This window comes from Ruegeria sp. AD2(2025) (assembly GCF_056542385.1).
The window spans coordinates 426,390-449,348 of record NZ_JBQFZS010000001.1; the positions used below are offsets into that span (position 1 = coordinate 426,390).

Below are 22,959 nucleotides of genomic sequence, written 5' to 3' on the forward strand. Positions count from 1 at the left end.
CGCGCAATCTCCATTTGCGACGCTTCGCATCAGATCACGCGCTTTTTTAGCAAGTAGATATCCATGATCCAGCCATGGTCGGTCCGGGCGCGGGCGCGTGTGTCCAGAATTTCCTGGGCCACATCGGCCAGAGGACCGCTGATCAGCACCTCTTCTTTCATGCCCACATACGCCCCCCACCAGATTTCATAGTCTTGCATCTCGAGGCGTTGAAACGAACACTCGCCATCCAGCATCACCGCGACAGTCGACGCGTCATCCGGCCAACCCTCGTCCCGGACGCGCCGCCCGGTGGTGACGACATAGGGCGCGCCCAGATCGTTGATCGGAATCGCATGGGCCGCGGTCAGCGCCTGCAGGGCGGTGATGCCGGGGATGACCCGCGTTGGCGGCTGCGGGTCCAGCCGCGCCGCAATGCGCAGCGAACTGTCGTAGAGCGACGGGTCGCCCCAAATCAGTAGCGCCGCATGGCGGGCCTGCGGGTGGGCTGCCATCGCCTGCTGCCAGCGCAGGGCGATGGCGTCGTGCCAGTCGTCGACACCGCGCAGATAGCCGTCGTCGGACCGGCGCTCGGGGATGTCGAAATAGGCGATCTGCGGGGGCGCATCGGTCACGCGCGCAATGATCTCTTCCCGCAGCCCCGCCAGATCAGACTTGTTGTCGCCCTTGCGCGGGATCAGGATCAGATCCGCCGCGCGGATCGCCTCGGCTCCCTGAAAGGTGACGTGATCGGGGTTGCCGGTGCCGATCCCGATCAAGGTCAGGTCAATCATCGTCAAGCTCCGCCAGCGGGCCGTACAGGATCAGCGCGGGGGCCGTGCCGACATCAGCGGCCAGCCGGTCCGATAGCGCGCCGATGGTCGACCGATGTAGTGTCTGATCGGGGGTCGAGACCGCCTCGGCTATCAACGCGGGTGTGTCCAGTGGCAGGCCATGGGCGTGCAATGCTTCGACCAGCAAGGGAAAGGTGCGCTTGCCCATGAACACTACCGAGGTCGCCCCCGGATCGGCCAGCGCGGGCAGGTTCAGGTCTTGCGGTAGCTTGCCGCTGACATCGTGTCCGGTGACGAACTGCACCCGCCGCGCGGTCAGGCGCCGGGTCAGCGGGATACCCGCCGCTGCCGCTGCCGCGATAGCCGAGGGGATGCCGGGGATGATCTCATAATCAATCCCGGCCGCGCGCAGGGCGACCAGTTCTTCTTCCAGCCGTCCGAACAGCCCTCCGTCACCGGATTTCAGCCGCACGACACGTTGACCGGTCTGGGCATATTCGACCAGCAACCGGCTGACATGATCCTGCTTGGGCGAGGGGCGTCCGGCCCGTTTTCCCACGCCGACCAGATCGGCATCGTCGCGCGCATGGCCTAGGATCGGGCCGCTGCTCAGGTCGTCGAACAGCACTGCATCGGCCTTTTGCAACCGGTCCACGGCCTTCAACGTCAGCAGTTCCGGATCACCGGGCCCGGAGCCGACGAAAGAGACAAACCCGCTCATACCGAGGCCTCCGCAATCAGGTGAAAGAAGGTGCCCGTGACGTTGCCCCGAACCGACCCGGTTTGCGGCCCTTCGGCCCCTTCTGCATCGAACACACGGGCCAGAGGCGCGTCGGGTTGTTCGATGATCGAGGAATAGTGGAATTCATGTCCCCTCAGGGCGGTCCCTGTGGCAAATCCGGGCATCGGGGCCAGCAGTTCCGCCTTGCGGTAGCCCAGATTGAACTTGCGCTTCTGGTACGAGGTCTGCAGCCCCAGCAGCCCAGCCATCCGGTGCGGTGTGCCGTCCTTGTCGATCAGCACCTCGCCCAAGGTCATATAGCCACCGCATTCGCCATGCACGGGCCGGGTCTCGGCATGTTTGCGCAGCCCGCTCAGGAACTGGCCTGCCGCAGCCAAGGTGCCCGCGTGCAGTTCGGGGTATCCGCCGGGCAGCCAGACCAGATCGGCGTCCGGGGCAGGTGCCTCATCGGCCAGCGGAGAAAACGGCAGGATTTCAGCCCCTGCCGCGCGCCAGCCTTCCAGCAAATGGGGATAGGTAAAGGAAAACGCCGCATCCCGGGCCAGTGCGATCCGTTGCGCCGGTGGGCGCGGCAGCGTGGCCGACGATGGCCCCGAGGGGCCTGAGGAGGCCGCCCGTTTGATCGCCTCAAGATCCACATGCTCGCGCAGAAACGCGGCGTATCCGGCAATCGCGCTTTCCAGATCGGGATGCTCGACCGCCTGTATCAGCCCCAGATGCCGCTCGGGCAGGGTCAGGTCGCCGCGTCGGGGCAACACGCCCAGAACCGGCAGACCCGCGCGCTCCATTCCCAGCCGGGTCAGGCGCTCATGCCGGGGGCTGGCGCAGCGGTTCAGGATCACGCCCGCAAAGGGCAATTCGGGGTCATACATCCGAAACCCCAGCGCGGTTGCTGCCGCCGATTGCGCCTGACCGCCCACATCCAGCACTAGCACCACCGGCCAGCCCATGCGCAGAGCGGTCTCGGCGCTGGACCCGTGGCCTGTCTCGCCCGGCTTTGCGACACCGTCGAACAGCCCCATTGATCCCTCGGCGACCACGATATCTGCCCCTTGGCCCTGCGCGGAAATCGCGCTCAGCAGAGGGTCGCCCATTGCCCAACTGTCCAGATTGAACGAGGGGCGGCGGGCCGCGGCCAGATGAAAGGCCGGGTCTATATAATCCGGCCCACTCTTGAACGGCTGCACGGCCATACCATCCTCGGCCAGCGCTCGCAGCAGGCCCAGCATCACAGTGGTCTTCCCGGTCCCCGAAGAGGGCGCGGAAATCAAAAGGCCCGGAGGATTAGTCATCACCATGGCTCCAGCTTGACCATGGGCTGTCGGCGCTTTGCGGGCGATAGCGGCGGTCATAGGTCTTTGAATACAGGCAGCTTTCGTCAAAACCCTCTCCGGCCAGTGCCGGGCCGACCAGAATCAGAGCGGTGCGCGAGATGCTCTCGTCCAGCGCCTCCTTCAGCGTCGCCAGCGTCGCGCGGATGATCCGCTCGTCCGGCCAGCTGGCACGGTAGACCACCGCAACCGGGCAGTCGGTCCCGTAAGCAGGGGTCAGATCAGCGATCACACGGTCCAGATTTCCGATCGACAGGTGAATGGCCAGCGTCGCGCCGGTGCGGGCGAAGTTCTCAAGCGTCTCACCTTCCGGCATTGAGGACGCACGTCCCGGTGTGCGGGTCAGCACCACCGATTGCGCCAGCCCGGGCAGGGTCAGTTCGGTGCCCAAGGCCGCTGCGGCAGCGGCAAAGGACGGAACACCGGGGGTCACGCTGACCGGGATGCCCATCTCTTTCAGGCGGCGGATTTGTTCACCCATTGCCGACCAGACCGACAGGTCGCCCGAGTGCAACCGCGCCACGTCCTGACCGGCCTGATGCGCGGCTTCGATCTCGGCCATGATCTGATCCAGATCCATCGGCGCAGTGTTGATGATTTTTGCACCTTTGGGGCAATGGCCAAGGATTTCCTCGGGCACCAGCGAGCCCGCGTACAGGCACACGGGGCAGGAGGCGATGATATCGCGCCCGCGCAGGGTCAGCAGGTCGGCAGCGCCGGGTCCGGCGCCGATGAAATGAACGGTCATGATTGTCCTCCGATGGCAATGGCGCAGGTGGCCAGCCGGTCGTCCGAGATATGTCTGGGGGCTAGCAGCCGCGCGCCAATCCCGGCGGCAGCCAATGCGGATGCTTCGGCCACGCTGCCGGTGCCATAGGTCGCCCGGCTGCGGTTCGAGCACGTGAGGGTTCGCTGCCCTGCCAGATCGGATGCGGCAACGAAATGCACTGGCACCCGCAGGTCTTCGGCGAAGGCGACAAGGGCGGGGTGCCCTTCTTTGTCCGCCACGGTTGCCAGCGCCTCGACCTCATGTCCGGTCGATGCGGCGCGGTATGCGGCGCGCAGGCTGTCCGCTGTCGCGGCTGAGGAAAATCCGACCCCGGCAACGATCATAGCGTCACGCTCCACTGCACGACCGGATAGGCCGACTTCCAGCCCCGGCGCGGCCCCAGAGGCGCGGACTGCGCCAGTTCGATGCGCAATAGGTCTCCGCCCAGTTCGTCGTGCCACCGGGCCAACAGTGCTTCGCTTTCCAGGGTCACCGCATTCGCGACCAACCGTGTTCCGGCTGGCAGGGCATCGCGCAGCCATGCGAGCAGGTTCGCGCTGAGCCCACCTCCGATGAACACGACATCTGGCAAGGGAAGACCAGGCAGCGCGTCCGGGGCCGTGCCGTGCACGACGTTCAGGCGGTCTTGTCCCAGAGCGTCGGCATTGCGCCGAATACGCTCGGCGCGGTCTTCGCGCGGTTCAATGGTCGTGGCCGTCAGCGTCGGATCACACATCAGCCATTCGATGCTGATCGATCCGGTGCCGCCGCCGATATCCCACAGATGCTCACCGCGTTGCGGAGCCAGCGCCGATAGGGTCAACGCCCGGATCGGACGTTTGGTGATCTGGCCGTCGGTCTCGAAAATCTCGTCTGGCCTGCCCGTGGCCTTGGGCATGGCCCGGCCCTGACCTGCGACCTCAAGGCCCACGCAAACCGGATGTTCGAAAGCACCCAGCAGCGCCTCGGTCAGCGACATGCTGCGGGCGCGCTCGCGGGGGCCGCCGAGCGCCTCCATCACGTGCAGTTGGGTATCGGCAAAGCCGGTTTCGGTCAGATAGGTCGCCAGTTCGGCCACTGCCGCGCCGTTGCGCAGCAGCAGGATCGCGCGCAACCCGGCGGACAAATGCGGGCGCAGGCGTGTCAGAGGGGCGGCGTGCAGGCCAAAGGTCAGAACGTTTTCCAGAGGCCAGCCCAGCCGTGCGGCAGCCAGCGAAAAGGTTGACTGGCCGGGCAGGGCCGTCCATTCGCCCGCTTCGAAATGGCGCGCAATGACCGAGCCCGCACCGAACCAGAACGGATCGCCCGAGGCCAACACCACCGTGCGCCGCCCGCGCAAGCCCTCCAGAACCGGCAGGCCGTCGGCAAAGGGCACAGGCCATTCAACGCGCTCGGGCCCGTGGTCCGGGATCAGCGACAGATGCCGGGGCGGGCCCATGACGACTTCGGCCCGGTCCAGCACTTGACGGCTTGCGGGCGACAGGCCATCCAGTCCATCTTCGCCCAAACCCAAAACGGTCAGCCACGGAGCCTTATGCATGTCCAACCTCCTGCTTCTGGGCGGCACGACCGAAGCGAATGCCCTTGCCAGAACGCTGGCCGAGCGGGGCGTGCCCGCGACCTATTCCTATGCGGGCCGGGTCGACAATCCGCGCCCGCAACCCATCCCGGTGAGTGTGGGTGGCTTTGGCGGGGTCGGCGGGCTGGCCCGCCATATCCGCGATCATCAGATTACCCATGTCATCGACGCAACGCATCCCTTTGCCGCCCAGATGAGCCGAAATGCGATTGAGGCTTGCCGTCAGACCAGGGTGCCGCTGGCCGCCCTGACTCGCCCGACCTGGGTGAAGCAGAAGGGTGACAACTGGCAGCACGTGCCCGACATCCCCGCAGCGGTGCAGGCGCTGGCAGGCGCGCCGCGCCGCGTGTTTCTGGCCGTGGGCCGGATGCATCTTGAGGATTTCTCGGCCCAGCCCCAACACCACTATCTGTTGCGGCTGGTCGACGAGCCCACTGCGCTGCCGCTGCCGAATTGCGAGGTTGTTGTGTCTAGGGGGCCGTTCACCGAGGCCGGAGACCACGCGTTGATGCAACGGCACGGCACGCAACTGGTCGTCTCCAAGAATGCGGGTGGCACCGGCGCGCGGGCCAAGCTGGACGCCGCGCGGACGCTGGGGGTGCCGGTGCTGATGATCGACCGACCGGCCTTGCCGCAGCGGACCGAACTGGAAAGCGTGGCGCAGGTTCTGGACTGGCTCGCTCATTCCGGAGTGAACCTCGGGGTGTAGACGATCGGGGGACCGTCGCGCTCGATCACACGGGTCAGGGATGACCCGACGATGACCACCGTCTGCATGTCCGCCATCTCGGGTGTTGCCTCGGCCAGCGTTGAAATCCGGATCGCCTCGTCCGGGCGCGAGACCGCGCGGGCGAACAGGATCAGCCGTTCGGGCTCACATTCCTCACGCAGGATTTCCAGCGTTTTTACAAAACCTTCCGGGCGGGATTTCGAGCGCGGATTGTAGAAGGCCATGGCGAAATCGCCCTGTGCTGCGAGCCGCAGACGTTTCTCGATCAATGCCCAGGGCTTGAGGTTGTCACTAAGGTTTATGGCGCAGAAATCATGCCCCAGCGGTGCCCCTGCACGGGCCGAGGCCGCCAGCATCGCCGTGATCCCCGGCAGCACATCAATCGGAATGTTACTCCATTCGGATGGCCCGTTTTCCAGCGCTTCGAACACCGCAGCTGCCATGGCGAATACGCCGGGGTCACCCGACGAGACCACGACAACGCGTTTGCCATCGGCTGCCATTTGCAAAGCGTGCTGCGACCGGTCGATCTCGACCCGATTGTCGCTGGCGTGCAGGGTCAGGCCGGGGCGCTCGGCGACGCGCGCGACATAGGGGATGTAGCCGACCACATCGGTGGCCTCGGCCAAAGCGGCGGTCACTTCGGGGGTGACCAAAGCCTCATCACCCGGCCCGAGCCCCGCAATTTTGACCCATCCGCTCATGGTCGTCGGCCCTGTCCGTGGACGAGGATGATCGAGAAATATGGGGTGATCTTGTCGCAGGCTTCCGACAGCTTCGTTACGGTCTGGTTGGGCATCTGGGCGTATTCCACAATCCAAGCGCGGTCATACAGTCCTGCGGTTTTCAGCGCCCGCTTCACCTTGTCGATGTTACGCCCGATCTTCATGACGACCAGAGCGTCCGTCTGCGTCATCCGCTCGGCCAGCGTGTCTTCGGGCAGCGTGCCCATCAGAACCGTCAGAACATCATCGCCCCATGTGATCGGGTCTCCGGTCGCCGTCCACGCGCCGGACATACCGGTGATGGCGGGCACAACTTCTACATCAGCTTCATCGCGCAAACGACTGTAAAGATGCATGAAAGACCCGTAGAAAAAGGGGTCTCCCTCGCACAGGACCACCACATCCTCACCCCGTTCGGACAGCGTCTTCAAATGTGCGGCGCAGTCCTTATAGAAGGCCGACAGCAGTTCATTGTAACGCGGGTCGGTCACGGGGATTTCGGTGGTGACGGGATACTCCATCGGGAATTCGACCGCACAATCCGGGATCATGCCATTGACAATCTTGCGCGCCTGACCGCTGCGGCCCGGCTTGCGGAAGAACGCCACATGCCGCGCATTGCGCAGCAACCGGTCGGCGCGCACGCTCATCAGGTCGGGGTCGCCGGGGCCGAGGCCCACGCCGTATATCGTGCCGCCGCTCATTCCGCACGGCTCGCGATGGCGTTGACGGCGGCGACGGTGATGGCGCTGCCGCCAAGACGGCCTTTGACGATGCTGCAAGGCACCGGTTGTGCGGCCCACAGGGCGTCCTTCGATTCCACCGCACCGACGAACCCGACGGGGCAGCCGATGATGGCTGCGGGGCGCGGGCAGTCGGGGTCTTCCAGCATGTTCAGCAGGTGGAACAGCGCAGTGGGCGCGTTCCCGATGGCGACTACGGCACCCTGCAGATGCGGACGCCACAGCTCAAGTGCGGCAGCAGAACGGGTGTTGCTCATCTCGGCCGCCAAGGGGCGCACGCGTTCGTCATGCAGGGTACAGATCACCTCATTCTCGGCGGGCAGGCGAAAGCGGGTGACGCCCTCGCTGACCATACGCGCGTCACACAGGATCGGCGCACCACCTTCCAGCGCGGTACGGGCGGCGGTTACGAAACCGGGCGAGAAATGCACGAATTCTTCCAGCCCGACCATTCCGGCGGCGTGGATCATGCGGACGGCAACCTGTTCCTCGTCCGTGTCAAACCGGGCCAGATCGGCCTCGGACCGGATGGTGGCAAAGCTTTCCTTATAGATCGCCGCGCCATCAGTTTCGTAAGTGTAGGGCATCAGGAGAAGTCCATGGTCATTAGTGTTTCTTCGGTCAGGCCGGTCTGGCAGGGCTCATCCCCTGCGCGGCCCTGTTTGACAAGATCAAATCGTCCATCATGGCCGACCAAAGTGACATCGGCAGCCCCCATGCGCGCGCATCCCTTGGCGCAGCCCGAGACGTGCAACGTGCCGGGGACGCGCGGGGCCAGCGCTTGCGCGATGTCTCGGGTCGCCACTTGCGCTTGTGGGCAGAGCGGCGCGCCGGGGCAGGCGTCGGTGGTCATAAGCGGGTCGGTGCCGTCCGTAACAAAGGCCGGGGCAGGTTTCGCCGCCCCGCCTTCCAGCAGGATCAGCCGCCACGGGGTGACACGTATGGCTGTCGCCCCACTTTTCTCAATCAACCGGGCAAGCTCACGCGCAGGCAATTGCCCGAACGCAGCGCCGTAAAGTGTCCCTTGTGCGCAAGAGCCGGGTTGAAGCTTTGGGCCAACCGGACCGGGCGCGGTGCCTTGCCATTCTGGCGGTAGACCATGTGCGGTTACGGCCCGAGCCATGCGGCGCGTCTCGGGCGTGTAGGTCTTAGCGAACCATCCGGCCAGCGCGATCAGTCGATCGATGGCTTCAGCCTCCGAGACTTGTCGTCCTGTCTCGACCTCGTCAGCGCGCAGAATCAGACCATCCGGGCTGGCTTCCAGTCGAATATCCGCCGAATCCGCTGCAAGCAGCCGCTCGGGTCCGGTGTCCACCGCAAACCCGAATTTGGCGGGCAGGGAAGGCAATTCCGACAGGCGGTCAATCAGTTCCTGCGTCAGTCGCGTAGTCAGGTCGTCTGTTTCGTAAAGCGGCGAGACCAGAATGTTGCGCCGTACCTCAATGCCGGGTTCGGTGTCCAGCAAGTCCAGCGCGGACAGTTCGGCCAGTAGTGGCTGATGATCCGCCTCGGCCACCCCGCGCAGTTGCAGGTTGGCGCGGTTGGTCAGATCGATGGTGCCATTGCCGAATTGTTCGGCCAGTTCGCACAAGCCCAAGGCCTGCACGGCGTTCAATCGCGCCAGTCGCGGACGAACACGCACCACCAGGCCGTCGCCCGACATCATCGGACGGTGCGCGCCGGGGCACCACCCCTGAACGATGGGGCCGCTCATCCCAGCCCCTCCAGATTGGCGCGGATCGAATTCCGGCGGGTGTCCCACAGACCCGCCTCCAGCAGCGCGCGGAACCGGTCCTGCATGGCCTGATGCGCTTGCGGATTGGATTCCTGCAAAAACGCATCCACCTCGGCATCGCCCAGCGTGGCATCATGATAGAGGTCGAACAGATGCGGCGCGACGGTGCCCGACAGGTGCGCAAACGATGCCATGTGGTCCAGCGTCGCCGCGATCTCGGCGGCCCCGCGGAACCCGTGGCGTTGCATCCCGGCGATCCAGCCGGGGTTTGCGGCGCGGGCGTGGACCACGCGGCTGATTTCCTCGGGCAAGGTGCGCGCGCGGGGCGTATCGGGGTTGGTGTTGTCCAGATGGTAAAGCTGTGCGCTGCCGCCGGTGATCTTCTTGGCCGCCGCAAACCCGGCCTCATGCGTGGCATAGTCATTGGCCAGCAGCAGGTCGGTTTCGGTCAGGTCCTGCAGGTGGACAAAGCTGTCGGCATTGGCAACGCGCTGGGTAATGCCGTCTTTGTCCTGCGCGATATGCTCGCCTTCCAGCGCAAAGGAACTGGCATCCAGCCAAGCTTCACCCGCCTGTGCGCGGGCCTGGTCAGTGTAGGTTTCGGACAGGTGGGTCATGTTCAGGCCATAGCTGCCGGGGGCCGGGCCGTAGACGCGAGCCGCCGGTTCGTGACCGGCATAGGGGTTCCAGTCCGGGGCCTCATCCCGAGCGGACAGGGCGCGAATGGCTTGGCCGTAAAGCGCCGAGAGCGTCGGGAATACGTCGCGGAACAGGCCCGAGACCCGCAGCGTCACGTCCAGACGCGGGCGGCTGAGGTCGGTGATCGGCAGTACCTCGATGCCCGACACCCGCTCGGACCCTTTGTCCCAGACCGGTTTGACGCCCAACAGGTGCAAGGCCATGGCGAATTCCTCACCCGCGGTGCGCATTGTGGCCGAGCCCCAGAGGTCAACGATCAGGCCCTTTGGATAGTCGCCTTCCTCTTGCAGGTGCCGCCGCACCAGTTCCTCGGCTAGTTTCACACCTTGGGTATACGCCGCGCGGGTCGGGACCGAACGCGGGTCGGTGGTGTAGAGGTTCCGCCCTGTCGGCAGCACGTCCGAGCGTCCGCGATAGGGCGACCCGGACGGTCCTGCTTCGATCCGTTTCCCTGCCAGCGCAGCCAGCAGGCCTTCGCGTTCGGCATGGGCCGAGGGCGCAGGGTCGAAATTGCCCGTTACGTCGGGCACGCGGCCAAAGATATGCAGCCCGTCGCCAAACTGGCTTTCCTTGATGTCGCAGACGAAACGGTCGATGCGGGTGATGGCCTCGGCGGTGCAGGTAGCCTGATCAAGGCCAAGGTCGTTTTCCAGCCCGATGGCCTGTGCTTCGTCGCGGATGTCTTCTTGCAGCCTGTCACGGCGCTTGGGGTCGAGGCCATCGGCGTTCGAAAACTCATCCAGCAGCGATTCCAGCCGCACCATACGATCCGGCGTGCCGCTTTCTTTCATGGCGGGCGGGATATGGCCCAGCGTGACGGCCCCGATGCGGCGCTTGGCCTGCGCGGCTTCGCCGGGGTCGTTGACGATGAAAGGGTAGATCACCGGTAGGTCGTGGATCAAAGCCTCGGGCCAGCAATCCGCGGACAAAGCGACCGATTTGCCCGGCAGCCATTCCAGCGTGCCATGGGCGCCGATATGGATCAGCGCATCTGCACCCAGGCCCTTTCGCACCCACAGATAGAAGGCGACATAGCTGTGGCGCGGAGTGCGGGACAGGTCGTGATAGTCGTCATCGCGCAGTTCGGGCGTGCCGCGCTCTGGCTGCAGAGCGATCAGAGCCTTGCCACGGCGCAGGGCGGTGAAATGGAATGCGCCGTCTGAGAATACCGGGTCATCTTCGGCGTTACCCCAGACGGTTTGCAGGTCTGCGTGCAGGTTTTCAGGCAATTCGGTCAGCGCGGTCAGATAATCCGCCAGAGGCCATGAAATCCGCGCATCCAGCAGCGTCTCAGCAATCGGCTCAGCAGGCGCGGTGTCATAGCCTTCGTCTTGCAGATCGGCCAGCATCGCCTCGGCCGAGGCCAGTGCGTCCAGACCCACCGCATGAGCCATCTGCCAGTCTTTGCCGGGATAGGTGGACAGCACCAGCGCCGGAACCTGATCTGCTTTGGGTCTGTCCACCAGATTCAGCCAGCCGGTGACGCGGTCGATGATGGCCTCGATCCGTTCGGGCTCGGCGCGGTGGGCAAAGCGGGAATATTCCAGATGCGGGTCGCGTTTGCCGGGTTCCTTGAAGGATGCGATGCCCGCGCTAATTCGCCCGTCGACCTCGGGCAGAACCACATGCATGGCCAGATCGGCAGGGGACAAGCCGCGTTCCGCCTCGGCCCATGCTTTGCGGCGCGAGGTGGCCAGTGCGACCTGAAACACCGGCACATTGGCGGCGTCCAGAGGCGAGGTGCCTGACGCGCCCTTGCCCGAGAAGGACGTCGCGTTGATGATCGCCGATGGTTTCATGGCCACAATGGTGTCGCGCAACCAATCGGCGGCGGCGGGTGCTTTGAGAGATGGCGAGAACAGGCCCACAGCCTCCAGACCCCGCGCGCGCAGGCTGCGGATCAGGGCTGCGACAGGCGCGGTGTCCGCTGAGGTCAGATAGGCACGGTAAAAGGTGACAAGGATGCGTTTGGCATCGTTTGAAAACGCCTCAGCTGCCGGGATAACCCCGCGATCCGGGCACCATGCGCCGCATTCGGGGATCGTCTTGGCCCCCATCACCGGCCCCGCATAAAGGCCCGCTGCCAGCGCCATCTGCGCCAGTGCCGCCTGCGCCGCAACTTCTCCGCCCGTGTCGCAGAGATGCGCCAGCCGCCGCAGGGTCGAGACGGGCAGGGTGGAATACTCATCCAGCCGCGTATCCTCGCGCCCATCGGCGGGCAGGACGGCCAGAGCAATCCCTTTGGCCTGCGCCAGTGCCAGAACCTGCTGCAACCCATAGGACCAATAGGGCACCCCGCCGATCAGACGGATCAGGATGCCCTTGGCACCCTCCAGCGTCTGTTCGACATAGGTGTCAACGGACAAAGGATGTTTCAGCGCCGTCAGATTGGCCAGCCGGAGCGTCGGCATCCGCCCTTCTGAGCCACCGCCGCGATGCCAGCCAGCCGCGAAAGCGCCGAGGTCGCTGTCAGAGAATGACAGCACCACCAGATCCGCCGGGCTCTGGCCCAGATCGGTCGGGGTCTCGGTTTCCTCGAGCCCGTGGCTTTCGCGGAAGACGACGTGCATGGCTTACTCGGCGGCCTCGGCCACACCCACGAGGATGTCGCGGATTTCGGCCTCTTTGATGTCATCATGCTCGGCAATGACCACAAGGCGCGAGCGGCGGTCTTCGCCGGGCTCCCATGGGCGGTCGTACTGATGGCGCACACGCGCACCAACGGCCTGCACCAGCAGGCGCATCGGTTTGCCCTGAACGGCGGCATAGCCTTTGACGCGCAGGATGTTCAGCTCCTTGGCCAGACGTTCGATCTTGGCAACCAGATCCAGCGGGTCAGACTGTTCCGGCAACTCGACGATGATGCTTTCGAAATCGTCATGCTCATGATCGTGGTGGCCGTCGTGATGCGAGGGACGTGCGTCCATGTCATCCTCGGCGGCGGCTTCAAGACCCAGCACGACGCGGACGTCAACGGCTCCCTCGGCGACCTCAACTACGGGCAGGGGACGCGGGGCTTCGGCGGCGATGATCTCTCGCGCTTTGGCGACACCTTCGGGACCGGCCAGATCGGGCTTGGTCAGCAGGATGATATCGGCGCAGGAAATCTGATCCTCGAACACTTCGGACAGGGGCGTTTCGTGGTCAATCGAGTCATCGGCCATGCGCTGGGCGTCCACCGCCTCGACATTGGGCGCGAAGCGACCTGCGGCCACGGCTTCGGCATCGGCCAGAGCGATCACGCCATCAACCGTGATTTTTGAGCGGATGTCCGGCCAGTCGAACGCTTTCAGCAGCGGTTTGGGCAGGGCGAGGCCGGAAGTTTCGATTAGAATATGATCGGGGCGCGGCTCCAGCGCCATCAGGGCCTCAATCGTGGGGATGAAATCGTCGGCCACGGTGCAGCAGATGCAACCGTTCGCCAGTTCCATGATGTTTTCCGCCGGGCAATCCGGGATGGCGCAGGATTTCAGGATATCGCCATCAACACCAACATCGCCGAATTCGTTGACGACAACGGCCAAACGCTTGCCCTGCGGGTTCTGCATCAGGTGGCGCACCAGCGTGGTCTTGCCTGAACCCAGAAAGCCGGTGATCACGGTGACGGGGAGTTTTTCGAGATTGCTCATTTCAGGGCTCCAATCGGGGGAATGCGGGCCGCACAGTTTTTGCGGAAATGTTCAGGGCGCTCGCGCCATTTGACCAGACCGTCCTCGGTCGCGAGGTACTTGGTGGCGCCGTCAACGATCACGTCGACATGGTCGACCTCGTTCAGATGCTCGTAAACAAAGGTCCAGCGATCCGGCCCGCCGCGCAGCACGATGGAACAGCCCTCGTCACAGTTCGAAAGGCATTCTACGGCTTTCAGGGTTATCCCTTCGGGTAGCTCCGCCTGTTCCAAAGCCTTGTGCAACAGGGTGCCGGGGCGTTGCGCATCATCTTCTACGGGCAGCCCGCGACGACAAGTGGTGCAAACCAGCAATTCGACCGGAGCGGTCTCGGTCATGTCTCTCATCCCCCCAAATCCTCATCGTGGGGGACGGGGTTTCATGCGGGTCCCTTGACCCGACACCGGAACACCCCGTCCGGTTTCATCTTCGGGTGTTGGCAGGTCTCCCGGCTTGCGGATGTCAGAGGAGGCCTCTGTCGGATGTCCCGCCTTCCCGGCATTCGCCAGTGGCTTGGGCACCCTCTCCGGTCACGGTCGCGGGGGCGGCTGCGTTTGACGGATGATCCGCTGACGCATTCCCTTTTCATCTGCTGTCGCAGACACCAACGAAAGGGACATGCGGCAGGGTTACCCCGCTTGTCAAGCGCAACACGCTGATCCGTGATCACGCGGGTAAAAAGCGACCTGTCCGGGTCGCTGGGCGGCATGATCCGGTTGGGCCGACATGCTGGCATGGTTCGCAAGACGCGAACAGGAGGATGCGGCGGATGAAAGTAGGGTTTATCGGGTTGGGAAATGTGGGGGGCAAGCTCTCGGGATCGCTGCTGCGCAACGGAATCGATCTGACGGTGCATGATCTGAACCCGGATCTGGTGGGCGCGTTTGTCACGAAAGGGGCCAAGGCCGCTGAAAGCCCGGCCCAGCTAATGCGCGATTGCGATGCGGTGATCACCTGCCTGCCATCCCCCGCCGCCTCGGATGCCGTGATGCAGGAAATGCTGCCCGAGGTCGCCCCCGGCAAAATCTGGATGGAGATGTCGACCACCGACGAAGCCGAGGTCAAACGCCTTGGCGCGATGGTGATCGAGCGGGGCGGGGCTGCGGTGGACTGCCCGGTTTCGGGCGGATGCCACCGGGCCGCGACGGGCAATATCTCGATCTTCGCGGGCTGTGACCGCGCCACGTTCGAGCGTATCCTGCCCTTCCTGACCACCATGGGGCGGCGCATTCTGCATACGGGTGATCTGGGATCGGCATCGGTTCTGAAAGTGCTGACCAACTATCTCGCCACCGCCAACCTGATCACCTGCGCCGAGGCCTTGGTGACTGCAAAGGCCGCTGGGATGGATCTTGGCACCACTTATGAGGCGATCAAGATTTCGTCGGGCACCTCCTTTGTGCATGAGACCGAAAGTCAGGTCATCCTGAATGGCTCGCGCGATATTTCGTTCACAATGGATCTGGTAAAAAAGGATATTGGCCTGTTTCAGGAGGTCGCCGACCGCGCCGGAGTGCCGCTTGAGATCAACCCGCTGATGATCAAGATTTTCGAAGACGGGATCGCGCGCTATGGCGAGCGCGAGCTGTCTCCGAACATTATCAAACGGCTCGAGGACGCGACCGGGCTTGAAATTCGTGCCCCGGGCTTTCCACCCGAAATGCTGGACGATGAACCCGAAGAACCCGGCTATGAGGTCGTCCCGCAAAACCGCAGCACAGCATAGGCCGGGTGTTGTCTGGACCACCAAGGTCCCGGATCACGTTGAAATGTTTGGAAAAATGGTAGCCCGTAGGGGAATCGAACCCCTCTTTCCAGGTTGAAAACCTGGCGTCCTAACCGATAGACGAACGGGCCATTTTGGCCATACAAACGCAAATGGTAGCCCGTAGGGGAATCGAACCCCTCTTTCCAGGTTGAAAACCTGGCGTCCTAACCGATAGACGAACGGGCCACGCTGGCTTGTGGAGGGCCTTTTACGGTCTACCTTCCCCCCCCGCAAGACGAAAAACGCAGGGCTGCGAAACTTTTTTGGTCGTCTTCCAAGGGCTTTTGAACAGGCGTCAGACGGCTTCTGCGGCGTCCTCCAACCGCAGTTGCACGCTCTGCCGACCGCCCCATGAATTCACTTCAAGCCGACCCGCAAAATGAAACCGCGCCCCGCCATGGTTGGACAGTCGATTCCCCAGCGGGCCATCGAAGGCCCCGAAGGCGATGGCGTCCAAGCCGCCGGACATGCCATCCGACAGCGAGAGCTTCAGATGGGTCTCGCCCACGCGCTTGGCAAAGCGCACCTGCAGATCGGGCAGGGCATAGCGCGGGGCAGGGGCTCCGGCCCCGAAGGGACCCGCCTTTTCGATCTGTTCGATCAGATCAACCGTCGCGGCCCCCGGCATCAGCGCGCCGTCCAGTTTCAGATCGGCCGGGCCGCTTTGCCCCGCGCCCTGTTTGGCCAGCAGTTCCGACAGCCGCGCCATCGCGGGTTCCAACTGATCACGCATCACGGTCAGCCCCGCCGCCATCTTGTGACCACCGCCTTTGACCAGCAGCCCCTCAGCCGCCAGCCGCTGGATCGAGGCACCCAGATCAACGCCCGAGACCGAACGGCCCGAACCCTTGCCCTCATCCCCGTCAAACCCGATCACGATAGCGGGGCGGTTCGCGGTCTCTTTCAGGCGCGAGGCAACGATGCCCACGACGCCCGGATGCCAGCCGTCGCCCGCCGCCCAGACCAGCGGCGCATCCAGCCCTCGCTCTTCGGCCTGCGCTAGCGCGGCTGCGCGCACCGTGTTCTCGATCTCTCGCCGCTCCGCGTTCAGCGCATCCAGCCGCTCGGATAAGGCTTCGGCCTCGGTCGTCGAGTCGGTGCTCAGCAGCCGCGCGCCCAGATCGGCCTGCCCAATGCGCCCGCCTGCATTCACGCGCGGCCCCAGCAGGAACCCCAGATGATAGCTGTTGGGTGCGGTATCCATACGCGCCACGTCCGACAGCGCAACCAGCCCCGGCCTTTGTCTCTGGGCCATGACCTTCAAACCCTGACGAACCAGCGCCCTGTTGGCCTCGATCAGAGGCGCAACATCAGCCACCGTGGCCAGAGCCACCAGATCAAGCATCGCCATCAGGTCCGGCCCCTTGGCCCCGGCCTCGCGCAGCTGCCGCCCGGCCTCGACGAGCATCAGAAACACCACCGCAGCGGCACACAGATAGCCCAGATCGCCGCTTTCATCCTGCCGGTTCGGGTTCACCACCGCCACGCAATCCGGCAGGGTTTCCCCGCCCAGATGGTGGTCAAGCACGATTACGTCCGAGCCTTTGGCCGCAGCGATGGGTTCGTGGCTCAGCGTTCCGCAATCCACGCAGATGATCAGATCATGGTTCGCCGCCAGCTCCTGCATGGCGGGCACGTTGGGCCCATAGCCCTCGTCAATCCGATCCGGCACATAGAGCGTTGCAGCAATCCCCATCTGTCGCAGCCACACCAGCAACAGCGCCGCCGAAGACCCGCCATCCACGTCATAATCCGCAAACACCGCGATCTTCTGACGCTTACGCACGGCCTGCAGAAACCGGGCCGCAGCAACCTCCATATCCTTCATTGCACGGGGATCGGGCAGCAGCTCTTTCAGCTTGGGCTCCAGAAATCCCGCGGCCTCCATCGCCGGAACCCCGCGCCGGGCCAGAACCTGGCACAGAGCGCGCGGCAGATCGGTCTGCTGCGCCATCATCTCGGCCGCCCGTTCGACCTCGATCCCCGGTCCAACCCAGCGCCGCCCGCTCAACGATTGCTCAACACCCAGAAACGCCACATCTCACCTCATGCACCAAGGCCGGACCCATCAGGACCCGGCCTCTTCATCTTTTCACAAATACTCTCGCCGAAGGCAGCGGCGCAAGCCGCTATGCGTCGGTATGCGACCACATCGGCGTGCGGTAGGACATGCGCCGGACCGAGCCTGTCTTGGACCGCATCAACAGTGTCGTCGTTTCCACCCAGCCCGGTTCCCGCTTGATGCGCGGCAGCAGCGAGCCTCCGGTCACGCCAGTGGCGGCAAAGATCACATCCGCGGTCACCATCTCGTCGCGCGCGTACACGCGGTCCAGATCGGTGATGCCTGCCTTGGCGGCGCGGCCGCGCTCGTCGTCATTGCGGAACAACAGCCGACCAAAAATCTGGCCACCCATGCATTTCAGAGCCGCTGCAGCAAGAACACCCTCAGGTGCACCGCCCTGACCCATATACATATCGATGCCGGTCACTTCGCTTTCGGCGCAATGCATGACACCGGCCACGTCGCCATCGGTGATCAGACGGATCGATGCACCGGTCTCGCGCACCTCGGCGATCATCGCCTCGTGGCGCGGACGTTCCAGAATGCAGACGGTGATATCGGCAGGTTCGCAGCCTTTGGCCTTGGCCAGCGCCTCGACGCGTTCGCGCGCGGTCATGTCCAGATTGACCACGTTCTCGGGGTAACCCGGACCAACCGCTAGCTTGTCCATGTAGACATCCGGCGCATGCAGCATCGAGCCGCGCGGGCCCATGGCAATCACGGTCAGCGCGTTGGGCATGTCCTTGGCGGTCAGAGTGGTGCCTTCCAGCGGATCCAGTGCGATATCCACGCCGGGGCCGTTGCCGGTACCGACTTCTTCGCCGATATACAGCATGGGGGCCTCGTCGCGCTCGCCTTCGCCGATGACCACAACGCCCGCGATGTCCAGCAGGTTCAGCTGCTCGCGCATGGCGTTAACCGCAGCCTGATCGGCTGCTTTTTCATCGCCCCGCCCAACCAGAGAGGCCGAGGCCAGTGCGGCCTGTTCTGCCACCCTTGCCAGCCCCAGCGACAGCAGGCGGTCGTTAAAATCGATCTTGGCAGCACTCATTTGTTCTTATCCTCAGGTCAATAAAGCCGTTTCTTCCGGCATAGCTTGCGTTTCATGCAGGCCGCAAGCTCAAACCTCTTCAATGCGCAGGGCAACGGGTTCGCCCGCAATAACATCGGTCTCGCGTAGGCCTTCAAGCGCGACGCCCAGCGTGGCGCGGGTGGTCTTGTGGGTGACGATCAGAACCGGCGCGGTGCTTTCAGCGTGGGCATACTGGCGCATCCGGTCGATTGAAACGCCAGCATCGCCCAGAATGGCGGCCACCTTGGCCAGCGCGCCGGGCTTGTCCAGCAGACCCAGACGCAGGTAATACGGCGCAGGCAGGCCGGTAACGGCGGGCGTTGCCTCTTGCAGCGAGGTGGCGGGGCGTCCGAAGGTCGGGATGTGCAGCCCGCGCGCCAGATCGCAGACATCGCCCATCACGGCACTGGCGGTCGGGCCTTCGCCTGCACCGGGGCCGCGCAGAACGATTTGCTCGATCGAGTCGCCATCCAGTACCACCATATTCGTGCCGCCTTCCAGCTGCCCCAAGGGCGAGTCGCTGGGCACCAGACAGGGCTGCATGCGCTGAACCAGACCGCGCGCGGTGCGTTGCGCCACGCCGAGCAGCTTGATCCGATAGCCCATGTCGTCGGCCTGATGGATATCATCCAGACTGATCTGCTGAATGCCCTCAATCTCGATCCCGTCGAAGTTCGGCTTGGTGCCAAAGGCAATCGAGGACAAGAGCGCCAGCTTGTGCGCCGCATCAATGCCGCCCACGTCCAGATTGGGATCAGCTTCCAGATACCCAAGCTGGGCACATTCCTCGAACAATGCGTTATAGCCCAGTTCCTGCGACTGCATCCGGGTCAGGATGTAATTGCAGGTGCCGTTCATCACGCCCATGACGCGGGTGATTTCATTGCCCGCCAAGCCTTCGGTCAAAGATTTGATAACCGGGATGCCGCCGGCAACAGCGGCCTCGAACCGGATCACACGACCGGCGGCCTCGGCCTTTTCGGCCAGTTCCTGACCATGGATCGCCAGCAGCGCCTTGTTGGCGGTGACCACATCCTTACCACTGGCCAGCGCCGCCTCGACCGAGGCCTTGGCGGGGCCGTTTTCGCCACCCATCAACTCGACATAGACGTCGATATCGTCACGCTTGGCCAGAGCAACCGGGTCGGTCTCCCACGCGTAATCCGATAGGTTCACGCCGCGATCCTTGCCAGCATCACGGGCCGAGACTGCGGTGATTTCGATGGGCCGCCCGGTGCGGGCCTGCAGCAGTTCCGCGTGGCGGCGGACGATCTTGACCACGCCAATGCCCACGGTTCCCAAACCGGCAATTCCAAGCCGCAGCGCCTGTGTCATCCCCATGGGTCCTTTCCGCTCGAAATTCCGCCAGTGGCGGGCGATCCTTTGCGGGCTGCCTTAGCGGGTTCAGGGCAGGGGTGCAATCCGTCTGAGCATCAGGCGCTAGTTTATCTCGGCGTTCTGCAGCGCCTCGGCCCGTTTTGCCAGTGCTTCGCTGCGGGCGGTCAGGTCCTCTTCGACCTCTGCCGCCTCGCTGACAGGATCGACGGGTGGGCCCAGCGTGGCGTCCAGCGGCAGCAGCTTGGGGTAAGCCGCCTTGCGCAATGCCTTGGATTCGCTGCCCTCAAGTTCGGGGATATCGGCGCAGCCAGCGATGACGAGCATCAGAGCGATCAGCGGCAGGGGTTTCATGGCCATCCTTTGGGTTGCGGCATGGGTCCTGTGATGCACCTTTTGCCGGATCGGTTCAAGCGGGCTTCTATCTGAACAAATGTTCAGATACGGTGAGCCCATGGCGCGTACTCAAGGCTCACATTCGGATATCACCGGCCCCCGCATCCGCAAGGCGGCATTGGGGTTGTTTGCCCGTCACGGCTATGCTGCCGTGTCGATGCGCCAGATCGCCGGAGAGGTCGGGGTGCAGGCCGGTGCGCTGTATAACTACACACCGGACAAGCAAAGCCTGCTTTACGATCTGATGCGCGTGCACATGCAGGACCTGTCAGCCGCGTATGACGATCTGCCACGCCGCGAAAATCCGCAGGACGCGCTGCGCCAGTTTGTGGGCTTTCACATCCGCTTTCATCTGGAACGCCCGGATGAGGTTTTCATCGCCTATATGGAACTGCGCAACCTGACGCCGGAAAACTTCGCTGAGATCGAGGCCTTGCGCGGGCAGTATGAGGACTCGCTCGAGAGTATTCTACGCCGCGGCCACGAGACCGGGCAATTTGCGGTGACCGACACCAAGATCGCCACCCTTGCCGTCATCGCCATGCTGAACGGTGTGATCACCTGGTATCGCAGCGGCGGACGGCTGTCTCTGGATGAGGTCGAACAGGTCTATTGGGACATGGTGCGCAAGGCCGTATCCGCCTGACCCTAGTGAGCCGGGCGAATGAACGTCCCATTGCGCAATTCCCGAAAGGCCTGTTGCAACTCGGCCTGCGTGTTCATCACAATCGGGCCGTGCCACGCGACCGGCTCATTGATCGGAGCACCCGAGATTAACAGAAACCGCACCCCCTCAGGCCCGGCCTGAACCGTCACTTCATCGCCCGAACCAAAGCGGATCAGCGTCCGGTCGCCGGATATATCGCGGATATTGACCTCATGCCCCGCCACCTCTTTTTCCAGCAGAACGCCAGTGGGCTGCGAGGCATCGGCAAAGGCGGCCTGACCTTCGAATACATAGGCGAACGCGCGGCGATAGGTGTCGATGCGAAAGGTCTTTTTCACGCCTGCCGGGATGCTGATGTCCAGATATTGCGGATCGGCTGCAATGCCATCCACAGGGCCTGTACGCCCCCAGAACTCACCCACGATTACCCGCACCGTGGTTCCGTCATCATCGACGATCTCCGGGATGTCCCGGCTTTGAACATCCTGATAGCGCGGCGCAGTCATCTTCTGATCCGAAGGCAAGTTGCCCCAGAGTTGGAACCCATGCATCTGACCGCTGGCGGTGCCCTTCGGCATCTCCTGATGCAGAATGCCCGAGCCTGCGGTCATCCATTGCACATCTCCGGCCCCAAGCGTCCCGCTGTTGCCCAGCGAGTCGCTGTGATCGACTGTTCCCGACAGAACATAGGTAATTGTCTCGATTCCGCGATGCGGATGCCATGGGAAACCGGCCATGTAGTCCTGCGGGTGTTCGTTCCGGAAGTCGTCAAACAGCAGGAAAGGGTCCAGCTCCGACGGGTCCTGAAACCCAAAGGCCCGGTGCAGTTTGACACCCGCGCCCTCCATCGTCGGCACGGCTTTGCGGGTTTCCAAAGTGGGTCTGAGCGACATCGAAGCCTCCATCATCGTTGGCTGCAAATCTAAGCCGGGCACGCGGGCGATCAATTCGCGCAAACACACGCATCCCGTGCAGGGGTGCTCAGACCCGTGACGCGGCCCTGTCCTTTGCGTATCAAAGCGGCTAAAGCAGGCAGGCAAGCAGGAGAGACACATGCAACAAGACGTGCTGGCCACTGTCGCGGCATCCGCCCCGCGCCGCTGGACTGGGGTAGGGATGCTGACCACGGTCGGAGCGCTGGTAATCTATGTCGCGCTGGCCAGCCCGCCACAGCTGGGCTGGCAGGTGTTTTTGCTAGTGATCGGGGCGGCGTCTTTCTGGCTGTCCCACCGCATGTGGAGCGCGACCGCAGACACGATCGAACTTACCCAATCCGAGCTACGCACCGGATCAGGGCAGCTGATATGTCACGTGGATGAGATCGAAGCGGTCGACCGAGGCACCTTTGCCTTCAAGCCCTCAAACGGCTTTCTGATCAAAACCCGAACCCCTGCAGCGATCGCCTGGGCACCAGGCCTCTGGTGGCGGCTGGGTCGCCGGGTCGGCATCGGAGGCATGACAGCAGCCACCGAGGCCAAGTTCATGTCCGAGGCGCTGTCGGTGATGGTCAGCGAGACCCGCGAGATTTAGTCTGTTCAGGCCCCGCTGTTTTCTTCGGCTTCATCGATATCGTTGTCGACATCTTCAAGATCAATGATTAGGTCCTTGAAAACCGCAGCAATCTCATTTGTGAAACGCGGACGTGTGAAAACAAAGTTGTCAAATGTGACATCTTTGACCAGGTTCTCGTTAAAGATCGGCTGGTATTTGTTTGATGTCTCAACGAGGATCAGCGTATCGCGATTCGGCATCGGTGGCAGCGCGTCGCGCAGATTCTCGATGTTGTCGTCGGTCCAAATCCACTGATATCCACGTGCAGTCGACCACTGAACGAAGTGACGGTCTTCATCTTCGTCAAAAACCAGCAATGAAACGCGCATCGAAAGCGGCGAGTCGTTGTTGATCATACGAGTCATCAATTGATGCAGCGAGTTTATATATGTATCGTTAATAGTGGCCGTCTCACGCGAGATGAGGTCGCCGACCGTGTAGGCAGCTTTCAGGTTTGAGGCGCTCTGCCGAAATCCATCAAACCACGTGAACGTCGCGGTCGCAGTCCACAGCAGCATCGGGAACATCAAGACGGCTTCGACCGTCATCGACCCGGATTCGCCGCGCTTCAGAAAATTAAGACGTTTGAGGAATTTTACTGCGTGTTTCATGGC

At 63.5% G+C, this 22,959-nt stretch carries 23 protein-coding genes, 2 tRNA genes and 1 riboswitch; of the genes, 4 read left to right on the forward strand and 21 right to left on the reverse strand.

Annotation, left to right across the window (positions count from 1 at the left end):
- Positions 1 to 29: 29 nt before the first annotated feature.
- From cobF to cbiE, 6 genes are read right to left on the reverse strand one after another with little or no spacing between them, the layout of a single operon-like run.
- Positions 30 to 773 carry a precorrin-6A synthase (deacetylating) gene (cobF, locus tag ACR1XV_RS02065; RefSeq protein WP_480528621.1) on the reverse strand — a complete coding sequence of 248 codons (744 nt, stop codon included), beginning with the start codon at positions 771 to 773 and terminating at the stop codon, positions 30 to 32.
- Positions 766 to 1,494, reverse strand: a complete 729-nt coding sequence (gene cobA / locus ACR1XV_RS02070) for a uroporphyrinogen-III C-methyltransferase (RefSeq protein WP_480528622.1) — start codon at positions 1,492 to 1,494, stop codon at positions 766 to 768. The genes cobF and cobA overlap by 8 nt, the downstream gene beginning before the upstream one ends.
- Positions 1,491 to 2,813, reverse strand: a complete 1,323-nt coding sequence (locus ACR1XV_RS02075; RefSeq protein WP_480528623.1) for a cobyrinic acid a,c-diamide synthase CobB — start codon at positions 2,811 to 2,813, stop codon at positions 1,491 to 1,493. Before ACR1XV_RS02075 ends, cobA begins: the two co-directional genes overlap by 4 nt.
- Positions 2,800 to 3,594, reverse strand: coding sequence for a precorrin-4 C(11)-methyltransferase (gene cobM, locus ACR1XV_RS02080; RefSeq protein WP_480528624.1), 795 nt, complete (start codon positions 3,592 to 3,594; stop codon positions 2,800 to 2,802). The genes ACR1XV_RS02075 and cobM overlap by 14 nt, the downstream gene beginning before the upstream one ends.
- Positions 3,591 to 3,959: a cobalamin biosynthesis protein gene (locus ACR1XV_RS02085; protein WP_480528626.1), complete on the reverse strand. Its 369-nt coding sequence runs from the start codon at positions 3,957 to 3,959 to the stop codon at positions 3,591 to 3,593. The genes cobM and ACR1XV_RS02085 overlap by 4 nt, the downstream gene beginning before the upstream one ends.
- Entirely contained in the window at positions 3,956 to 5,155 is a 1,200-nt protein-coding gene (gene cbiE, locus ACR1XV_RS02090) for a precorrin-6y C5,15-methyltransferase (decarboxylating) subunit CbiE (RefSeq protein ID WP_480528627.1), read from the reverse strand. The genes ACR1XV_RS02085 and cbiE overlap by 4 nt, the downstream gene beginning before the upstream one ends.
- Between cbiE and ACR1XV_RS02095 the strand changes: the two genes are divergently transcribed.
- A complete protein-coding gene (locus tag ACR1XV_RS02095) occupies positions 5,154 to 5,903 on the forward strand; it encodes a cobalt-precorrin-6A reductase (RefSeq protein ID WP_480528628.1) in 750 nt (249 codons plus the stop codon). The two genes, cbiE and ACR1XV_RS02095, sit on opposite strands and share 2 nt — an antisense overlap.
- Here ACR1XV_RS02095 and cobJ read toward each other — a convergent pair.
- Genes cobJ through ACR1XV_RS02130 form a run of 7 tightly spaced genes read right to left on the reverse strand, consistent with a single transcriptional unit; the run spans position 5,876 to position 13,832 of the window.
- Entirely contained in the window at positions 5,876 to 6,628 is a 753-nt protein-coding gene (gene cobJ, locus ACR1XV_RS02100; protein WP_480528629.1) for a precorrin-3B C(17)-methyltransferase, read from the reverse strand. The two genes, ACR1XV_RS02095 and cobJ, sit on opposite strands and share 28 nt — an antisense overlap.
- Complete coding sequence (locus tag ACR1XV_RS02105) at positions 6,625 to 7,353, reverse strand: precorrin-2 C(20)-methyltransferase (RefSeq protein WP_480528630.1); 729 nt, start codon at positions 7,351 to 7,353, stop codon at positions 6,625 to 6,627. The genes cobJ and ACR1XV_RS02105 overlap by 4 nt, the downstream gene beginning before the upstream one ends.
- On the reverse strand, positions 7,350 to 7,979 hold the full coding sequence (locus ACR1XV_RS02110) for a precorrin-8X methylmutase (RefSeq protein WP_480528631.1): 630 nt from the start codon (positions 7,977 to 7,979) through the stop codon (positions 7,350 to 7,352). The genes ACR1XV_RS02105 and ACR1XV_RS02110 overlap by 4 nt, the downstream gene beginning before the upstream one ends.
- Complete coding sequence (locus ACR1XV_RS02115) at positions 7,979 to 9,106, reverse strand: cobalamin biosynthesis protein CobG (protein WP_480528632.1); 1,128 nt, start codon at positions 9,104 to 9,106, stop codon at positions 7,979 to 7,981. Before ACR1XV_RS02115 ends, ACR1XV_RS02110 begins: the two co-directional genes overlap by 1 nt.
- Entirely contained in the window at positions 9,103 to 12,396 is a 3,294-nt protein-coding gene (gene cobN / locus ACR1XV_RS02120) for a cobaltochelatase subunit CobN (protein ID WP_480528633.1), read from the reverse strand. Before cobN ends, ACR1XV_RS02115 begins: the two co-directional genes overlap by 4 nt.
- Positions 12,397 to 12,399: 3 nt before the next feature.
- A complete protein-coding gene (gene cobW / locus ACR1XV_RS02125) occupies positions 12,400 to 13,455 on the reverse strand; it encodes a cobalamin biosynthesis protein CobW (RefSeq protein ID WP_480528634.1) in 1,056 nt (351 codons plus the stop codon).
- On the reverse strand, positions 13,452 to 13,832 hold the full coding sequence (locus ACR1XV_RS02130; protein ID WP_480528635.1) for a DUF1636 family protein: 381 nt from the start codon (positions 13,830 to 13,832) through the stop codon (positions 13,452 to 13,454). The genes cobW and ACR1XV_RS02130 overlap by 4 nt, the downstream gene beginning before the upstream one ends.
- Before the next feature lie 83 nt (positions 13,833 to 13,915).
- Positions 13,916 to 14,118: riboswitch (cobalamin riboswitch) on the reverse strand.
- 34 nt (positions 14,119 to 14,152) lie between these two features.
- Here ACR1XV_RS02130 and ACR1XV_RS02135 point away from each other — a divergent pair.
- Positions 14,153 to 15,220 carry an NAD(P)-dependent oxidoreductase gene (locus tag ACR1XV_RS02135; RefSeq protein ID WP_480529282.1) on the forward strand — a complete coding sequence of 356 codons (1,068 nt, stop codon included), beginning with the start codon at positions 14,153 to 14,155 and terminating at the stop codon, positions 15,218 to 15,220.
- A gap of 56 nt (positions 15,221 to 15,276) precedes the next feature.
- Here the strand turns inward: ACR1XV_RS02135 and ACR1XV_RS02140 are convergent.
- The 6 genes from ACR1XV_RS02140 to ACR1XV_RS02165 all read right to left on the reverse strand — a co-directional run bounded on the left by ACR1XV_RS02140 (position 15,277) and on the right by ACR1XV_RS02165 (position 20,085).
- Positions 15,277 to 15,351, reverse strand: a tRNA-Glu gene (locus ACR1XV_RS02140).
- Between the two features lie 22 nt (positions 15,352 to 15,373).
- Positions 15,374 to 15,448, reverse strand: a tRNA-Glu gene (locus ACR1XV_RS02145).
- 109 nt (positions 15,449 to 15,557) lie between these two features.
- Positions 15,558 to 17,300, reverse strand: a complete 1,743-nt coding sequence (gene recJ, locus ACR1XV_RS02150) for a single-stranded-DNA-specific exonuclease RecJ (protein ID WP_480528636.1) — start codon at positions 17,298 to 17,300, stop codon at positions 15,558 to 15,560.
- A 91-nt stretch (positions 17,301 to 17,391) separates the two neighbouring features.
- Complete coding sequence (glpX, locus tag ACR1XV_RS02155) at positions 17,392 to 18,375, reverse strand: class II fructose-bisphosphatase (RefSeq protein WP_480528637.1); 984 nt, start codon at positions 18,373 to 18,375, stop codon at positions 17,392 to 17,394.
- 69 nt (positions 18,376 to 18,444) lie between these two features.
- A complete protein-coding gene (locus ACR1XV_RS02160) occupies positions 18,445 to 19,731 on the reverse strand; it encodes a homoserine dehydrogenase (protein WP_480529283.1) in 1,287 nt (428 codons plus the stop codon).
- 105 nt (positions 19,732 to 19,836) lie between these two features.
- Positions 19,837 to 20,085 (reverse strand): hypothetical protein, encoded by a 249-nt coding sequence (locus ACR1XV_RS02165; RefSeq protein WP_480528638.1) that lies wholly within the window; start codon positions 20,083 to 20,085, stop codon positions 19,837 to 19,839.
- 100 nt (positions 20,086 to 20,185) lie between these two features.
- Between ACR1XV_RS02165 and ACR1XV_RS02170 the strand changes: the two genes are divergently transcribed.
- Positions 20,186 to 20,773: a TetR/AcrR family transcriptional regulator gene (locus ACR1XV_RS02170; protein ID WP_480528639.1), complete on the forward strand. Its 588-nt coding sequence runs from the start codon at positions 20,186 to 20,188 to the stop codon at positions 20,771 to 20,773.
- Between the two features lie 2 nt (positions 20,774 to 20,775).
- On the opposite strand, the gene ACR1XV_RS02175 is transcribed toward ACR1XV_RS02170, so the two are convergent.
- Positions 20,776 to 21,687, reverse strand: a complete 912-nt coding sequence (locus tag ACR1XV_RS02175; RefSeq protein ID WP_480528640.1) for a pirin family protein — start codon at positions 21,685 to 21,687, stop codon at positions 20,776 to 20,778.
- 160 nt (positions 21,688 to 21,847) lie between these two features.
- Here ACR1XV_RS02175 and ACR1XV_RS02180 point away from each other — a divergent pair, with 160 nt between their 5' ends.
- On the forward strand, positions 21,848 to 22,324 hold the full coding sequence (locus tag ACR1XV_RS02180) for a hypothetical protein (RefSeq protein WP_480528641.1): 477 nt from the start codon (positions 21,848 to 21,850) through the stop codon (positions 22,322 to 22,324).
- 5 nt (positions 22,325 to 22,329) lie between these two features.
- Here ACR1XV_RS02180 and ACR1XV_RS02185 read toward each other — a convergent pair whose 3' ends face one another.
- Positions 22,330 to 22,956, reverse strand: coding sequence for a TadE/TadG family type IV pilus assembly protein (locus ACR1XV_RS02185; RefSeq protein ID WP_480528643.1), 627 nt, complete (start codon positions 22,954 to 22,956; stop codon positions 22,330 to 22,332).
- Positions 22,957 to 22,959 lie beyond the last annotated feature (3 nt).

Bases quoted from the DNA above. Each gene is read 5' to 3' on its own strand.
- cobF (WP_480528621.1), bottom strand. From the start codon at position 773: ATGATTGACCTGACCTTGATCGGGATCGGCACCGGCAACCCCGATCAC.
- cobA (WP_480528622.1), bottom strand. From the start codon at position 1,494: ATGAGCGGGTTTGTCTCTTTCGTCGGCTCCGGGCCCGGTGATCCGGAA.
- ACR1XV_RS02075 (WP_480528623.1), bottom strand. From the start codon at position 2,813: ATGGTGATGACTAATCCTCCGGGCCTTTTGATTTCCGCGCCCTCTTCG.
- cobM (WP_480528624.1), bottom strand. From the start codon at position 3,594: ATGACCGTTCATTTCATCGGCGCCGGACCCGGCGCTGCCGACCTGCTG.
- ACR1XV_RS02085 (WP_480528626.1), bottom strand. From the start codon at position 3,959: ATGATCGTTGCCGGGGTCGGATTTTCCTCAGCCGCGACAGCGGACAGC.
- ACR1XV_RS02095 (WP_480528628.1), top strand. From the start codon at position 5,154: ATGTCCAACCTCCTGCTTCTGGGCGGCACGACCGAAGCGAATGCCCTT.
- cbiE (WP_480528627.1), bottom strand. From the start codon at position 5,155: ATGCATAAGGCTCCGTGGCTGACCGTTTTGGGTTTGGGCGAAGATGGA.
- cobJ (WP_480528629.1), bottom strand. From the start codon at position 6,628: ATGAGCGGATGGGTCAAAATTGCGGGGCTCGGGCCGGGTGATGAGGCT.
- ACR1XV_RS02105 (WP_480528630.1), bottom strand. From the start codon at position 7,353: ATGAGCGGCGGCACGATATACGGCGTGGGCCTCGGCCCCGGCGACCCC.
- ACR1XV_RS02110 (WP_480528631.1), bottom strand. From the start codon at position 7,979: ATGCCCTACACTTACGAAACTGATGGCGCGGCGATCTATAAGGAAAGC.
- ACR1XV_RS02115 (WP_480528632.1), bottom strand. From the start codon at position 9,106: ATGAGCGGCCCCATCGTTCAGGGGTGGTGCCCCGGCGCGCACCGTCCG.
- cobN (WP_480528633.1), bottom strand. From the start codon at position 12,396: ATGCACGTCGTCTTCCGCGAAAGCCACGGGCTCGAGGAAACCGAGACC.
- cobW (WP_480528634.1), bottom strand. From the start codon at position 13,455: ATGAGCAATCTCGAAAAACTCCCCGTCACCGTGATCACCGGCTTTCTG.
- ACR1XV_RS02130 (WP_480528635.1), bottom strand. From the start codon at position 13,832: ATGACCGAGACCGCTCCGGTCGAATTGCTGGTTTGCACCACTTGTCGT.
- glpX (WP_480528637.1), bottom strand. From the start codon at position 18,375: ATGAGTGCTGCCAAGATCGATTTTAACGACCGCCTGCTGTCGCTGGGG.
- ACR1XV_RS02160 (WP_480529283.1), bottom strand. From the start codon at position 19,731: ATGACACAGGCGCTGCGGCTTGGAATTGCCGGTTTGGGAACCGTGGGC.
- ACR1XV_RS02165 (WP_480528638.1), bottom strand. From the start codon at position 20,085: ATGAAACCCCTGCCGCTGATCGCTCTGATGCTCGTCATCGCTGGCTGC.
- ACR1XV_RS02170 (WP_480528639.1), top strand. From the start codon at position 20,186: ATGGCGCGTACTCAAGGCTCACATTCGGATATCACCGGCCCCCGCATC.
- ACR1XV_RS02175 (WP_480528640.1), bottom strand. From the start codon at position 21,687: ATGTCGCTCAGACCCACTTTGGAAACCCGCAAAGCCGTGCCGACGATG.
- ACR1XV_RS02180 (WP_480528641.1), top strand. From the start codon at position 21,848: ATGCAACAAGACGTGCTGGCCACTGTCGCGGCATCCGCCCCGCGCCGC.
- ACR1XV_RS02185 (WP_480528643.1), bottom strand. From the start codon at position 22,956: ATGAAACACGCAGTAAAATTCCTCAAACGTCTTAATTTTCTGAAGCGC.